The organism is Rhizobacter sp., assembly GCF_031412075.1.
Lineage (GTDB): Bacteria > Pseudomonadota > Gammaproteobacteria > Burkholderiales > Burkholderiaceae_C > Rhizobacter.
This window is the reverse complement of record NZ_JANOCG010000363.1, coordinates 1-14,539: the sequence shown is the minus strand read 5'-3', so window position 1 is coordinate 14,539 and position 14,539 is coordinate 1. Positions and strand designations below refer to the sequence as shown.

Sequence of the window (14,539 nt, the reverse complement as noted above, 5' to 3'; positions counted from 1 at the left end):
CACACGCTGCACCCGCGCCATCACGGCGGCAAAGTCGACCGTGCCGTGCGCATCACGCACACCCAGCGCACCGGCCTTGCGGATCTGATGCGCAAGCTTGGCCGAGCGGATCAGCGCCTTGCTCGGCACACAGCCGAAGTTGAGGCAGTCGCCACCCATCTTGTGGCCTTCGACCAGGGTCACACGCGCCTTCACGACAGCAGCGATGTACGAGGTGACCAGCCCGCCCGAGCCGGCGCCGATCACCACGATGTTGCGGTCGAAGCTCTTCGGCTTGGGCCACTTGGCGTAGACCTTGCGCGCCTTGAGCCAGTTGGCAACCGCCTTGCCGATGAGCGGGAACACGCCGAGCAACGCGAAGCTCAACAGCAGCCCCGGCGACACCACGTCGCGCAGGCTTTGAATGGCGGCGAGCTGGGTGCCGGCGTTCACGTAGACGGCGGTGCCCGCCAGCATGCCGAGCTGGCTGACCCAATAGAAGCGCCGTGCGGGAATGGGCGTCAAACCCATCACCAGGTTGATCATGAAAAAGGGGAACACCGGCACCAGGCGCAGGGTCAGCAGGTAGAGCGCGCCGTCTCGTTTCACACCTTCGTTGATGGGCGCGAGCTGCTTGCCGAAGCGGCCTTGCACGCTGTCGCGCAACAAATAGCGCGAGGCCAAAAAGGCGAGAGTGGCCCCGATGCTCGACGCAAACGACGCCAGCAGCAGGCCCACCCACAGGCCGAACATGGCGCCGGCCGCCAGTGTGAGCACGGTGGCGCCGGGGATCGACAGTGCCGTCACGGCCACGTAGACCACGAAGAAGGCCGCCAGCGTGACCCCCGGGTTGGCTTGGTATTGGGCGAGCAGGCTGTCTCGGCTGGCCTTGAGCGAGTCGAGCGTGAGCAGGCTGCCCAGCTCGTAGTGGCGGTAGAGCAGCACCACCAGCACCAAGACCACCGCCGCGGCGGCCCAGCGCAGCGCTTTGGTCAACGGCGCCGCCATCACGCGGCCTTGGCGTCGAGCGCCCCGCCGCAGCTGCTGCCCTGGCCGGCGGTGCAGCCATAACAGTGGTCGGCCACGCGGATGCGCTCACCGGCGGCGCTGTGCGCGAGCAGGTCACGCAGGTGCGCCCGGCCTTGGCCGTTGAGCCGCGCATGCAGGCCCAGCATCTGGTTGAAATCGCAGTCGTACAGGTCGCCCTGGTAATCGACGCTGAGCATGCTGTTGCACATCACCGTGCCCAGGTTCTCGGGGCGGTAGGCGCCCTTCAGCAGCTGCATGTAAGTCTGGAACGTGCCCTTGGAGACCAGCGTGCTGCCAAAGCGCTGAATCGGCATGTTGGTCAGCGCAAACAGCTGGTTGAAACGAATGCCGAAGTGTTCACCCAGCTCGCGCTTGTAATCGGCCTCCAGGGCCGCCTGAGGTGGCGGCAGCGCCGGGCCTTGCGGGTTGTAGACGAGGTTGAGCGTGAGCCCCGAGCCGTCGAGGCCATAGCCCAGCGCATTGAGCGCCTGCAGCCCGGCGATGCTGCGCTCGAACACACCGTCACCCCGCTGGCGGTCGACGTTGGCCACCGAATAACAAGGCAGCGAGGCCACCACCTCCACGCCTTGCCCGGCCAGAAACTCGGCCAGACCCTCTTGCCCCGGCTCCGACAGGATGGTCAGGTTGCAGCGGTCGATCACCTTCACCCCCAGCGCGCGTGCGGCCTGCACCAGGCGGCGAAAGTGCTCGTTCAACTCGGGGGCGCCGCCGGTCAGGTCGAGCGTTTCAATGCGCCGCTCGCGCAGCACGGCCAGCACCAGGTCGACCGTCTCGCCGTCCATCATCTCGGTGCGCTGCGGGCTGGCGTTCACATGGCAATGCAGGCAGCTCTGGTTGCAGCGGTAGCCGAGGTTGACTTGCAGCGTGGTCAAGGCAGCGCGGGCCAAGGGCGGGAAATCGGTCTTGGCGAGCAGGTGCAGGGTCTCGTGCATCGGTGGCGTCCGGGTGGGTTGTGGTGGGTGGGCACAGCATGGCCCACGCCTCGCATGATCGTTATGCCTCTTATTCGTTAAGAAGGCCCTAAAAATTACACCCACGGGAAAAATGTTTTGCGTTGCGGGACTTCGCCACATAAGGGCGACTTTCGCTGCCCAACTCGCGGCTTCGGGGGCGTGCAGGGGTCTGAGAATCATCTCCACGGGTGTAGACCCCGTTGGAGAGTGCATTGAACCCGGACCTGACCCTGCTACGAGACCAGATCGTCTTTCTGGAAGTGATTGACTCCCGGCACGTCGGCATGAACGCGGCGAAATACCGCGCCGCGGCTCGCCTGGCGCGCGACATCATCGAGCGCGACCTGGGGGGGTTGGCGATGCAGGCGTTTGTCTTCGACATGCTGCCCACGCTTCAGACGACCGCCGAAAACATCTACTTCGACAGCCACCGGCGCTTTGCAGACCTGGACGGAACCACCAACGCCAGCCGCGCCCAACGCCTGGCCGACCAACTGATCCACCGCGCCCGCTGTTGACGGGCCTCAGCTGCGGCGCAGCGCGGCGCACAGGCCTTCGGTGGTCTCGAGCGCCGCGCCCGCACCTGCCAGCTGGGCGTTGACCTCGGTTTCGATCTCGCCAGCACTGCGGCCTTCAGAGGGCCAGGTGCTGTGCCCGTCTTCGGCGACGCGCACGGTGTAGCCGAGTTGCAGCGCCGATCGGGTGGTGTTGGACACGCAGAACTCGCTCTGCAAACCGCACAGCACCAGCTCGGTCACACCGCGCGCCTTGAGTTGGGCATCGAGACGGGTGCCCTCGAATGAACTCGACGCATGTTTTTTCACGACCAGCTCCCCGGTCGCCGGCGCGAGCGCCTCGTGCAGTTGCCCGTGTTCAGTGCCCTCTTCAAAAGGCGAACCGGGTTCGTCGCAATGCTGGACGAACACGACGGGGTGGCCGCCCCCACGCGCGGCGACCAGCAAGGCGCTCGCATGGGCAAGCAGCCGTTCGGACGACGCAATCGGAGGGCAGCGCAGGCCGTCGAAAGCACCTCGCTGGACGTCGATGATGAGCAGCGCGCGCATGAGGGTTCCTGTCGGCGTGGGTTGAGCCGCCTAGGCTACACGTCCTTGGGCCGTCTCAGAGCCTGGGGCCGCGCGGCAAGCCGGCCTCGTCGTAATCCCTGCGGCGCACGTACCAGAGCCAGGCCCAGGCCAGCAGCGGCACCGACACCAGCGGCACGATCCATTGCCAGTGGCGCGCCATGAAGCCAGCGCCGTGGAGTGGCGAGGGCTCGGCCGACGCAGCAGGCGCCGGGTCGGGCTGCGCTCGCGGCGCCGGGGCCGTGACCGGTGGTGACGGTGGTGCCATGGGGCCCATCATCACCGCCTCGTTGAGGCTCACCCTCTCGGGCGCGGGCTTGGGTGCGGGGGGTGGTGCAGCAGGGGGCGGCGGGGCGGGAGTGGGAACTGGCTTGGCCGCTGGCGCCGGCGGTGGGTTGGGGGGTGGGGTCGGCGCCGCCGGAGCGGGCTTGAGGGCCGGCGCGGTTGCATTGCCACCAAAGGGCGCGGGCCGCGTGTCACCACCGCGCCGGAACAGGATCTTGTAGGCATTGACCTCGCAGGTGCCGATCACCTTCGCGCCCGGCGGCACAGGCGCATCGCCCGCCACGGTCTCAAGCGTGAAACCTCGGATGCTGGGGTCGATGCGCGCGGCCAGGGTGTTCTTCAACTGGTCGCAGGCGGGGGTTTGCGCCTGCGCGCCGCCGGCGACAAACATCGTTGCGGCGGCCAGCGCATGGCACAGGCTTGACGACGCTGGGTGCGATGAGCCGCCAGCGTTCAATCGGGGTTGGCATTCTTCTGGAGCCACGCTCATGCCCTCACTCTACCGTCACGCTCTTGGCCAGGTTTCTGGGCTTGTCCACGTCCGTCCCCCGTGCACACGCCGTGTGATACGCCAGCAGCTGCAGCGGGATCACGTGCAGGATGGGTGACAGCGCGCCGTAGTGCTCGGGCATGCGGATCACCGACAGGCCTTCGCCGGACTCGATGTGCGAGTCGGCATCGGCAAACACGAACAGCTCGCCGCCGCGTGCGCGCACCTCTTGCAGGTTGCTCTTGAGCTTCTCGAGCAGCGTGTCATTCGGCGCTACGGTGACCACCGGCATCTCGGCCGTGACCAGAGCGAGCGGGCCGTGCTTCAGCTCACCTGCGGGGTAAGCCTCGGCGTGGATGTAGCTGATCTCCTTGAGCTTGAGTGCGCCTTCGCAGGCGATCGGGTAATGCAGGCCGCGGCCGAGGAAGAGTGCGTTTTCCTTGCGCGCAAAGATTTCCGACCACGCAATGACCTGGGGCTCGAGCGCCAGCACGGCCTGCACGGCCACTGGCAAGTGGCGCAGCGCTTTCAGGTGTGCCAGCTCCTGGTTTTCAGTCAAGTGGCCTCGCACTTGCGCCAAGGCGAGCGTGAGCAGGAACAGGCCCACCAGCTGTGTGCTGAAGGCCTTGGTCGAGGCCACGCCGATCTCGGCGCCGGCACGGGTGATGTAGGCGAGCTCGCACTCGCGCACCATCGCGCTCGTGGCCACGTTGCAGATGGTCAGGGTGTGTTTCATGCCCAGGCTGCGCGCGTGCTTCAACGCGGCCAGCGTGTCGGCGGTTTCGCCGCTCTGGGTGATGGTGACGACCAGCGTGCGCGGGTTGGGCACGCTGTCTCGGTAGCGGTATTCGCTGGCGATCTCAACGCTGGTGGGGACCTTGGCGATGCTCTCCAGCCAGTACTTGGCAACCGAGCCGCTGTAGTAGCTGGTGCCGCACGCGAGGATGAGCACGTTGTCGATGTCTTTGAAGATGCGGTAGGCACCGTCACCAAAGAGTTCGGGCGAGATGCTCTCCACCGCGTCGAGCGTGTCGGCGATGGCGCGCGGTTGTTCGAAGATCTCTTTTTGCATGTAGTGGCGATACGGCCCCAGCTCGGCTGCGCCGGTGTGCACGAGCACCGTGCGCACTTCGCGCTCAACCGCCTTGAAGCTGAAGCGATCGCGCGAACGGGTGGTGACCCACACCTTGCCGAGCTGCAGATCGACCACGTCGCCCTCTTCCAGGTAGGCGATCTGGTCGGTGACGCCGGCCAGCGCCATGGCGTCAGACGCTAGAAAAAACTCGCCCTGGCGATCACCCGCGCCCACCCCCAGCACCAGCGGCGAGCCTTCGCGCGCGCCGATCACACGGTGCGGCTCGTCGCGGCAAAACACCGCGATGGCGTAGGCCCCGCGCAAGCGCAGCGTGGCCTGCTGCACGGCGGCGAGCAGGTCGCCCTCATACAGGTGGTCGACCAGGTGGGCGATGACCTCGGTGTCGGTCTGGCTGTCGAATGCGTAGCCGCGGGTCTTGAGCTCGTTGCGCAACTCGTCGTGGTTTTCGATGATGCCGTTGTGCACCAGGGCCACGCGGCCCGACGCGGCCGACTTGCCGACCGGGCCGGAGGAAAAGTGCGGGTGCGCGTTGTGCATCGCCGGCGCGCCGTGGGTGGCCCAGCGGGTGTGAGCGATGCCGGTCCCGCTTTGCACGTCGTCGGTGGCCACGCTGGTCTCGAGCTCGGCCACACGCGCAGTGCTGCGGGCGCGGCGCAGCTCGCCGCCTTGATGCACGGCCACGCCGCAGGAGTCATAACCCCGGTATTCGAGGCGCTTCAGGCCCTCGATGAGGATGGGGACGATGTTGCGGGTGCTGACGGCGCCGACGATTCCACACATGAATGAACTCCCCACAGGGCTTGAAAAGATGCGCCATGGTAGTCAGGAGGACTTGGCTGATGCTTGCAAGTTTGTTAAGGCAGAGAAATAATCCATCGCCAAACGATCGCACAGATTGAATATTTCATTTATGACGCTATGAAGGAATTAAATTCCGCCGTTTTGGGCCTGGACGACACCGATTTGCGGGTGCTCGAGCTTTTGCAACGCGACGCCTCGCTCTCCAACCAGGACCTGGCCGCCGCCGCCCACACCTCGCCGGCCACCTGCCTGCGGCGGGTGAAACGGCTGGTCGAGGCCGGGGTGATCGAGCGGCGGGTGGCGATTCTTTCGGCTGAAAAACTCGGCCCAGGCCTCACCGCGCTGGCCGAAGTCACGCTCGACCGGCAAGGCGCCGAGCACCTGGCGGCGTTCGAGGCACGGGCCGTGGCCGAGCCGGCGGTGCAGCAGTGTTATCGCGTTTCGCCCGGGCCCGACTTCATGCTGGTGCTGCAGGTGAGCGACATGGCCGCGCACCACGCGCTGGTGCAACGCCTCTTCACGCAAGACGCCAACGTGCGCAACGTCAAGACCTTCTTCAGCGTGCACCGGGCCAAGTTCGAGCCGTCGATCACGCTGCCTCGCGCAGCGCGGGCACCGGCTACTTCTTGAGGATCACCAGCCCCTTGAGGTATTCACCTTCAGGGAAGGTCACCGTCATCGGGTGATCGGGCGCCGCGCCGGTGCGGGCATAGATCAAGCCATCGGCATTGGCATCGAGCCCGGCGCCGGCCACGATCTTGTGGAAGAGGTCGGCGCTGATGCCTCCCGAACACGAATAAGTGAACAGCACACCACCCGGCTCCAGCAGCATGAAGGCCAGGCGGTTGATGTCTTTGTAGGCACGTGCGGCACGCTCGGCGTGGGCGGCGGTGGGCGCGAACTTGGGCGGGTCGAGCACGATGGCGTCATAACGCTCGCCACGTTGCAGCGCGTCGCGCAGCGTCTGGTTCACGTCGGCATCGAGCGCCGTGTGGCGCGAGGCATCGAAACCGTTGAGCGCCACATGCGCCGTGGCGCGCTCGAGCGCCGGTGCCGATGAATCGACGCTCGTCACGTGCCCCGCCCCACCGGACAGCGCGGCCACGCTGAAGCCGCCGGTGTAGCAATAACAGTTGAGCACCCGTTGAAAGCCGAAGTGGCGAACGGTGTCGGCGAACAGCTTGCGGCTGTCACGCTGGTCGAGGTAGAAGCCGGTCTTGTGGCCCTCGGCCACGTCGAGCGTGAGCTGCCAGTTGTGCTCGCGGATGGTGACTTCGGTGCTGCCCGCTCTTTCGTCACCACCGCGCAGCCAGCCTTTGACCTCGGGCAGGCCTTCGAGGCCGCGTGTGCTGGCGTCGCTGCGCTCGTAGAGGCGTGAGAGACCCGTCGCCTTGAGCAACAGGTCGGCGATGGTGGCCTTCCAGCGCTCGGCACCAGCGCTGAGAAACTGCACGCTCAGCGTGTCGGCATAACGGTCGACGATCAAGCCCGGCAGGCCATCGGCCTCGCCGTGGATCAAGCGCACGCTGTCGCTGGCAATCGGCAGGCGTTGGCGGATGGCCAGGGCTTGTGCGATGCGGCGCTCGAAAAACGCCGCGTCGATGCGCTCGGCCTCGTCAAAGCTCCACGCCCGCACACGGATCTGCGAGCTGGGGCTGAAGGCGGCCCACGCGAGAAAGCTGCCGTCGCGCGCGTTCACACGCACCGTCTCGCCGGGGTCGGCCTTGCCCGAGTGGATGCTGCTCTCGAAGACCCAGGGGTGGCGCTTGAGCAGCGAACGCTCCTTGCCTTCGCGCAGGGTGATGGATTTCATGGGGCCATTGTCGCCCGCCATCGCCCCGATGAATGGCCGCCTCAGTTGGCGCCCTCGGTGTCGTAGGCCACCACCGGCATGTCGAGGTTGCCCGGCACCGTACCGATGTGGGCGTGCCCCTTGCGCTGGTTGCGGATGTGCCCCTCGGCAAAGCCCTTGAAGTGGATGGAAGCCTCACTCACTTCCAGCGTGGCGACGGGCGAAGGGTGTTGAACGCCAGCGTTGACGCAAAGGGCGCAAAGGGAAAAGAAGAAAGAGACCTTCTCGCCTTCTTTGCGCCCTTGGTATTTCCTCTTGGCGTTCTTTGCGTCGACGCTGGCGTTCAACCGCTCCAACGCTGTGGCGGCATCAGGCGCCGCTCAAGGTGTGCGCTCAACGGCTACCCGCCGCGCTTCTTTGCGCGAGGGTGGGCTGCGTCGTACACCTTGGCGAGGTGCTGGAAGTCGAGCTTCGTATACACCTGCGTGGTCGTGATGTTGGCGTGCCCGAGCAGCTCTTGCACGGCTCGCAAGTCGCCGCTTGACTGGAGCAGGTGCGAGGCAAACGAATGCCGCAGCATGTGCGGGTGCACGTGGGTCGGCAAGCCGGCTTGCAGCGCACGCGCTTTCAACCGCGCACGCACCTGGCCCGCGGTGATGCGCTTGCCACGCTGACCGACGAACAAGGCGGCCTCGTCATGCGCCGCAATCTGGCCGCGCAGGCTCAGCCATTCGCGCAGCGCCTTGAGCGCGGGCTCACCCACAGGCACGCTGCGCCGTTTGCTGCCCTTGCCCAGCACGTGGGCGCTGGCATCGGCGGCGTCGACCCAGCCTGCCGCTTGCCCGCTGGCGTTGAGGTCCAGCCCCACCAGCTCGCCCACACGCAGGCCGCAGCCGTAGAGCAGCTCCACCATGCAGTGGTCGCGCGCGGCAATCACCGGGTTGCCTTGGTCATCGCTTTGTTCGGCCAACGCCACGGCCTGGTCGACCGACAGCGCCTTGGGCAGCGGCTTGCCGGCCTTGGGTGCACGCACGCCGTCCACCGGGTTCAACGCGACCAGCCCCTCGCGCCCGGCCCAGCGGTAGAGGCCACGCCAGGCCGAGAGCGTGAGCGCAATGCTGCGCGAGGCCAGGCCCTGTGAATGCAGTTGCGCCGCCCAGCGGCGAATGTGGTGGACTTGCGCCGCACGAATCGGCACGCCGGCATCGGCCGCAAACTTCTGCAACCGGGCGAGCGACTCGCCGTACAGGGCCAGCGTGCGTGGCGCGAGCCTTCGCTCGACTTCCAGGTGAACCAGATGCCGCCGAATGTCCTCGTCAACGTTCGTCAACGGTTCGGCGGCCATGGTCAGGTCACTTGACGGGCAACAGCCGCGCCAGCCCCGCGCTGGCGATCTCGCCGATGCGCGCGAGGAACTCGGTGCCCATGTCGGCGCTGAAGCGCGTGGGGTCGGGCGAGGCCAGCACCAGCATGCCGAAGGCCTCGGCCGAATCGCTGTGGCTGCGCAGCGGGATCAGCGCCATCGACGCGACCAGGCGTGCATCTTCCAGCCACGACGCCGCTTCGAACCCGGAGTTCACGCCGCAGTACGGAAAGCTCAGGCTGGACGCAAAACTGCGCGCGTCTTCGCTCACGCCCTTGGCAAACGCCAGCATGCCAAACGCCTCGGCTGCACCCCAGACACGGATGCCCGCCTGCGGGATCAGGAACTGGTGCTTCAACTCGGTGACCAGCACCGCCGGCAGGTCGCCAGGGTTGGTGGTGAGCATGATGGCGCGCGTCCACTTGTGCAGCTTGTCGGCGATGGCCACGTTTTCCTGCCCGTGGCGAATCATCTCGACGATGCGCTGCTCCAGGCCCTTGTGCTTGTCGCGCAGCATTTCCATCTGCCGCTCTTGCAGCGAGACGGCACGCTGGCCGTGCGGGCTGGTGATCTGGATGGCCGCCAGCAGCTCGGCGTGGCGCTCGAAGAAGCCGGGCGTGTTGGCCAGGTAGTTGGCGATGTCTTGCTCGGTGATGCCTTGGATGGTCACAGCTCAATTTCCCCTTCGTAAACGGTTTCGGCCGGGCCGGTCATCAGCACGTGGTTGTCTCTTTCACCATTGCCACCTTGCCACTCGATGCTGAGGCGGCCGCCTCGTGCATCGACATCAACTCGTGCGTCGAGCAGGCCCAGGCGAATGCCAGCCACCACGGCCGCACAAGCGCCGGTGCCGCAGGCCAACGTTTCGCCTGCGCCGCGCTCGTACACGCGCAGCCGGATGTGGCTGCGGCTCACGATCTGCATGAAGCCGGCGTTGACCTGGCGTGGAAAGTGGCGGTCTTGTTCGATCAGCGGGCCTTGGGTTTCGACAGGCGCGGTGTCCACATCGGCCACCACTTGCACGGCATGCGGGTTGCCCATCGACAAGACCGCCACGTTCACGCCGCTGTCGAGCGGCCAGAGTTCAAAGTCGCCTTGGCGGCGCGGCGTGGCGCCGGCCGCATCAAACGGCACACGGGCCAGATCGAAGATCGGCGCGCCCATGTCGACGGTCACACGGCCATCGTCTTGCAGTCGCAGCTCGAGCAGGCTGCTCACGGTGTCGACACGCAGGGTGGTCTTGTCGCTGAGGCCCTTGTCGCGCACGAAGCGCACGAAGCAGCGCGCGCCATTGCCGCACTGCTCGACCTCGTCGCCACTGCCGCCGTTGAAGATGCGGTAGCGGAAATCAACTCCCGGCGTGCGGCTTTTCTCCACCACCAGGATCTGGTCGGCCCCAACACCGAAGCGGCGATCGCCCAGCACACGGTACTGCTCGGCCGTCAGCTCGATGGGGGATTGCGTGGCGTCGAGCACGACGAAGTCGTTGCCCGCGCCCTGCATCTTGGTGAACCGCAATCTCATGTGCTGGATTATCGCCCCCCAGTCGCTTCGCTCCTGCCCCCAAGGGGCTCGTCCGCCTTGGGACGGCCCGGCGCCGGACTTATCGCCCCAGCACACTTTGTATTTGCTTCTCGATGGCCTCTTGATCGGCATCGCCCACATGCTTGAACACGACACGCCCTTCGCGGTCGATCAGGTACACCGCCGGCCAGTACTGGTTGCGGTAGGCCGACCAGGTGCGAAAGCCGTTGTCTTGCGCCACCGGGTAGCGGATGCCGTGGCGCGCGATGGCAGCCTGCACGTTGCCGGTGTCGCGCTCGAACGAAAATTCCGGCGTGTGCACACCCACGATCACCAGGCCCTGGTCGGCGTAGCGCTCATGCCAGCGGGTGAGGTGCGGCAGGGTGCGCACGCAGTTGATGCAGGCGTAGGTCCAGAAATCCACCAGCACCACCTTGCCACGCAGGCCCTGCATCGTGAGCGGCGGCGAGTTGAGCCAGGTGCTGATACCGGCAAACTCTGGCGCCGGTTCGCCCAGGCCCGCGCTGTCGCTCTGCGCTGCAGACGACGCCGGAGCCAGGTTCGACAGCCACGCCGCCGCCGTGGTGTCCCAGCCCCACTGCATGGCCGACGCGACCACGATCACCACCACGCCAAAGCCCTGGCGGATGCGCCCTGCGTGTTGCGCCAGCGAGCGTGTGCGCTGCAGAACCGCCTGCCCGCCATACGCAATGGCCAGCATGGGCACGGCGCTGCCCAGGCTGTAGGCGAGCAGCAGCGCGGCCGCCTGCGTGGTGTCGGTCTGCACCGCAATCAACGCCAGGATGCTGGCCAGCACCGGGCCGGCGCAGGGTGTCCACAGCAGGCCCAGCGTCAGCCCCAAACCCAGGCCGCCCCACGGCCCGGGTCGCATGCCGCGCTGCGCCGCCCAATTGGCAACACCCCCCATCGGCGCCATCACGCGCTCGAACAGGGCGGGCCACAACAAGAGCGCGCCGAACGCCCACAACACCACGATTGCCCCTTGGCGCAAGGCTTCTTGCGACACGCCCAGCACACGCACCGACGAGCCGAACAACAAGGCAGTGGCCGAGAAGGCCAGCACGAAGCCCAGCACGATGAAAAGCGGGCGCGAGCGCGAAGCCCGCACATCACCCACCGCCGCACCCAGCAGCAGCGGCAACATCGGCAGCACGCACGGGCTCGCCACGGTCGCCACACCGGCAGCGCCGGCCAAGCCAAGCTCCAGCACGGCCATCAACCCGGCGCGCGCAGCCAGCGCTGTGTCTGCCCGAAAAGGGGGATGCCCACATAGCCGCGCACCAGCAGTTCGCCTTGTGTGTCGGGTTTGGCCTCGAGCTCCACCTTGGCGCGGTAGGTCTTGGCGTTTTCGCGGTTGTAGATCTGGCCGCGCCAGGTGGTGGGGGGCGTGTCGCCTTCGTCGGGCAGCAGGTCGATCAACAGCTTCATGCCCAAGGCCGGGCGCGGGTCGGCCGGGGTCATGGGCTGGCCGTCGCGGCTCATCGAGTTGTTGGACAGCACCTTGGTCACGGTGCCGCACAGCGCGTTGCCGCAGGCCGCGATCTCGACTTCGAGGTTGCCGCTGGCGGTGATCCAGCGACCCCGTGGGTCGCCGGGGCCGAAAGGCACGGATTGCGCCGCAGCCAGGGGGCTGAGCAAGGCAGCACAGAGCGTGATGAACAGTGGGCGAATCAGCATGGTGGTCTCTCCATCCAGTCAAGGAGCCTGCATTGCACGCGGCGGCTGTGTGCGGCACATGTCGCCGTGTCGCGGCTGTGTCTCTGGCCGTGCGCCAGACAAAGAGCGATACAAACCCGCGCTGCCGGCGTCACCGATTGCCCTTAAGGTCACGCCATGGACACCCCCGATCACCTGCTGCTCGTCGACGACGACCGCCAGTTGCTGGAGCTGCTGCGCGAGTACCTGCAGGCCGCCGGCTTTCGCATCAGCAGCGCAGAAAACGGCGTGCAGATGCGCGCGGTGATGGCCTCGAACCGCATCGACCTGATCGTGCTCGACCTGATGCTGCCAGGCGTTGACGGCCTCACGCTGTGCCGCGACCTGCGCAGCCGCGGCACGGCCCACGTGCCGGTGCTGATGCTCACCGCGCGCAGCGACGAGGCCGACCGTGTGTTGGGCCTGGAGATGGGCGCCGACGACTACCTCGGCAAACCTTTTGCGGCACGCGAGCTGCTGGCCCGCGTGCGCGCGGTGCTGCGGCGCACCCGCATGCTGCCGCCTTCGTTGCAGGTGGTGGCACAGGCGCGCGCACTGGCCTTCGGCGACTGGCTGCTCGACACCACCGCACGCCACCTGCTCGATGCCCAGGGCACGATGGTGTCGCTGACCGGTGGCGAGTACCGTCTGCTGCGCGTGCTGCTCGACCACCCGCAACGTGTGCTCAACCGCGACCAGCTGCTCAACCTCACCCAAGGGCGCGACGCCGACCCCTTCGACCGCTCCATCGACCTGCTGATCAGCCGCCTGCGGCAACGCCTGCGCGACGACTCGCGCGAGCCGCGCTACATCAAGACGGTGCGCAACGAGGGTTATGTGTTTTGCGCCAATGTCGTGCCGCGCGAGGTGGCGCCGTGAGGCGGGCCGAGCACCGGGCCGCTCCCAAGCCGGCCCGCATCCCCACGGGGGATCGGCCGCGGTATTCAGTGGCCGAGGGGTTGTCATGATGCCGCAGTCGCTGTTCGGCCGCATCGCGCTCATCCTCATCGGCGCCCTGCTGATTGCGCATGCCCTCACCTACCTCGCCATCCTGCGCGAGCGCGGCGACCTGGCGCAAAACATGATGTTGGCCTACCTGGGCCGCGACGTGGGGGCTTCGGTGGCCATCCTCGACCGGGTGCCCGCCGCCGAACGCGCCGAGTGGCTGCCTCGCCTGGCACGGCAGAACTACCGCTACACGCTGCAAGCCCTGCCCTCCGCATTGCCGCTCGAAGGCGAGCTCCCGCAGCGGCTGGCAGCCGCCGTGACGAGCGAGCTGGGCGCCGCACGCGTGGGCCCGATGACACGCGCGGCCGAGGCCTGGCAGCTGCCCCTGCGCCTGGCCGATGGCTCGCCGCTCACGCTGAGCCTGAACCCGCCGCAGATGGGCGTCTCGCGCGGCACGCTGTGGCTGCTGTTGGTTCAACTCGCCGCATTGGTCACCGCGGCCTGGCTGGCCGTGCGGCTGGCGACACGGCCGCTGACCCAACTGGCTGCCGCGGCCGACGCACTCGGCCACGGCAGCCCCCAGCCGCTGCCCGAGCACGGTCCGCAAGAGGTGGTGCGCGCCGCCCAGGCCTTCAACACCATGCAACAGCGCATTGCCGATCACATCAGCGAGCGTGTGCACACGCTGGCCGCCATCTCGCACGACCTGCAAACCCCGCTCACCCGCATGCGCCTGCGCACCGAGCTGCTGCCAGAGGGCGCCACGCGCGACAAGCTGCTCGGCGACCTGGCGGCGATGCAGTCGCTGGTGGGCGAAGGGCTGGCCTATGCGCGCACGTCGCATGCATCGCAAGAAACCCCGCGCGCCATCGACCTCAACGCGCTGCTCGACAACCTGGTGTGCGAAGCCACCGACGCGGGCCAGCGCGCGCGCCTGAGCGGGCACCTGGCCGCCCCGCTGACCACCCGGCCGCAGGCGCTGCGCCGCGTGGTGGCCAACCTGCTCGACAACGCGCTCAAGTTCGGCGGCGAAGCCGAGGTGCGGCTCGAGACGGGAGATGGGCACGAGGTGCACATCGCGGTGCGCGACCCCGGGCCGGGCATTCCGGCGGCGCAACTCGACGCGGTGATGCAGCCCTTCGTGCGCGCCGAACCTTCACGCAACCGCGACACCGGCGGCACCGGCCTCGGCCTGAGCATTGCCAACCAACTGGCCGCCGTCCTGGGTGGGCGATTGCGGCTGCGCAACCTGCCCGAAGGTGGTTTTGAAGCGCGGCTCAGCCTGCCTCTCAAGTAAACGCCGGGCCGCCCCAAGTTTTCTTGACCCCTCGGGGGCGGGGGGGGGGCCCCCCCCCCCCGGGGGGAGAGGGAGAAGCCCGGGGCTACCCCACGGCGGGGGGTGAATCCCGTGTGGACCCACCCGGGAAGCGCCCGGGTGCGCCCGGAAAAGCCATAGAAAC

The 14,539-nt window shown here is 67.4% G+C and carries 16 protein-coding genes; 4 read left to right on the top strand and 12 right to left on the bottom strand.

Annotated features, from left to right (window positions below):
• The coding region (locus RMO40_RS13495; protein ID WP_309722001.1) for a VTT domain-containing protein at positions 1-987 on the bottom strand (987 nt) is incomplete at its 3' end.
• A complete protein-coding gene (gene arsS, locus RMO40_RS13490; RefSeq protein ID WP_309721998.1) occupies positions 987-1,961 on the bottom strand; it encodes an arsenosugar biosynthesis radical SAM (seleno)protein ArsS in 975 nt (324 codons plus the stop codon). The genes RMO40_RS13495 and arsS, both read right to left, overlap by 1 nt.
• 233 nt (positions 1,962-2,194) lie before the next feature.
• Between arsS and RMO40_RS13485 the strand changes: the two genes are divergently transcribed.
• Positions 2,195-2,500, top strand: coding sequence for a hypothetical protein (locus RMO40_RS13485; RefSeq protein ID WP_309721994.1), 306 nt, complete (start codon positions 2,195-2,197; stop codon positions 2,498-2,500).
• Positions 2,501-2,506: 6 nt separating this feature from the next.
• Here RMO40_RS13485 and RMO40_RS13480 read toward each other — a convergent pair whose 3' ends face one another.
• The 3 genes from RMO40_RS13480 to glmS are packed head-to-tail and all read right to left on the bottom strand — an operon-like array spanning position 2,507 to position 5,715.
• A complete protein-coding gene (locus tag RMO40_RS13480) occupies positions 2,507-3,046 on the bottom strand; it encodes an isochorismatase family protein (protein ID WP_309721992.1) in 540 nt (179 codons plus the stop codon).
• A gap of 55 nt (positions 3,047-3,101) precedes the next feature.
• The gene (locus RMO40_RS13475) at positions 3,102-3,839 is read right to left on the bottom strand and encodes a DUF1161 domain-containing protein (RefSeq protein ID WP_309721989.1); all 738 of its coding nucleotides are present in this window, start codon (positions 3,837-3,839) and stop codon (positions 3,102-3,104) included.
• A 4-nt stretch (positions 3,840-3,843) separates the two neighbouring features.
• Complete coding sequence (glmS, locus tag RMO40_RS13470) at positions 3,844-5,715, bottom strand: glutamine--fructose-6-phosphate transaminase (isomerizing) (protein ID WP_309721986.1); 1,872 nt, start codon at positions 5,713-5,715, stop codon at positions 3,844-3,846.
• 138 nt (positions 5,716-5,853) lie between these two features.
• Between glmS and RMO40_RS13465 the strand changes: the two genes are divergently transcribed.
• Positions 5,854-6,366: a winged helix-turn-helix transcriptional regulator gene (locus RMO40_RS13465; protein ID WP_309721983.1), complete on the top strand. Its 513-nt coding sequence runs from the start codon at positions 5,854-5,856 to the stop codon at positions 6,364-6,366.
• Here RMO40_RS13465 and RMO40_RS13460 read toward each other — a convergent pair.
• From RMO40_RS13460 to RMO40_RS13430, 7 genes are all read right to left on the bottom strand, one after another.
• Positions 6,356-7,549 (bottom strand): class I SAM-dependent methyltransferase, encoded by a 1,194-nt coding sequence (locus RMO40_RS13460; protein WP_309721980.1) that lies wholly within the window; start codon positions 7,547-7,549, stop codon positions 6,356-6,358. The two genes, RMO40_RS13465 and RMO40_RS13460, sit on opposite strands and share 11 nt — an antisense overlap.
• Positions 7,550-7,590: 41 nt before the next feature.
• The gene (locus RMO40_RS13455) at positions 7,591-7,731 is read right to left on the bottom strand and encodes a hypothetical protein (RefSeq protein ID WP_309721978.1); all 141 of its coding nucleotides are present in this window, start codon (positions 7,729-7,731) and stop codon (positions 7,591-7,593) included.
• A 197-nt stretch (positions 7,732-7,928) separates the two neighbouring features.
• Entirely contained in the window at positions 7,929-8,873 is a 945-nt protein-coding gene (gene xerC / locus RMO40_RS13450; protein ID WP_309721975.1) for a tyrosine recombinase XerC, read from the bottom strand.
• 7 nt (positions 8,874-8,880) lie between these two features.
• Positions 8,881-9,561: a DUF484 family protein gene (locus tag RMO40_RS13445; protein ID WP_309721971.1), complete on the bottom strand. Its 681-nt coding sequence runs from the start codon at positions 9,559-9,561 to the stop codon at positions 8,881-8,883.
• The gene (dapF, locus tag RMO40_RS13440) at positions 9,558-10,415 is read right to left on the bottom strand and encodes a diaminopimelate epimerase (RefSeq protein ID WP_309721969.1); all 858 of its coding nucleotides are present in this window, start codon (positions 10,413-10,415) and stop codon (positions 9,558-9,560) included. The genes RMO40_RS13445 and dapF overlap by 4 nt, the downstream gene beginning before the upstream one ends.
• Positions 10,416-10,494: 79 nt before the next feature.
• A complete protein-coding gene (locus RMO40_RS13435) occupies positions 10,495-11,631 on the bottom strand; it encodes a cytochrome c biogenesis protein CcdA (RefSeq protein WP_309721967.1) in 1,137 nt (378 codons plus the stop codon).
• A gap of 20 nt (positions 11,632-11,651) precedes the next feature.
• Positions 11,652-12,113, bottom strand: a complete 462-nt coding sequence (locus tag RMO40_RS13430; RefSeq protein ID WP_309721965.1) for a DUF2147 domain-containing protein — start codon at positions 12,111-12,113, stop codon at positions 11,652-11,654.
• Positions 12,114-12,269: 156 nt separating this feature from the next.
• Between RMO40_RS13430 and RMO40_RS13425 the strand changes: the two genes are divergently transcribed.
• Both RMO40_RS13425 and RMO40_RS13420 read left to right on the top strand, forming a co-directional pair.
• Positions 12,270-13,010: a response regulator gene (locus RMO40_RS13425; protein ID WP_309721962.1), complete on the top strand. Its 741-nt coding sequence runs from the start codon at positions 12,270-12,272 to the stop codon at positions 13,008-13,010.
• Between the two features lie 85 nt (positions 13,011-13,095).
• On the top strand, positions 13,096-14,376 hold the full coding sequence (locus tag RMO40_RS13420) for an ATP-binding protein (protein WP_309721959.1): 1,281 nt from the start codon (positions 13,096-13,098) through the stop codon (positions 14,374-14,376).
• Positions 14,377-14,539 lie beyond the last annotated feature (163 nt).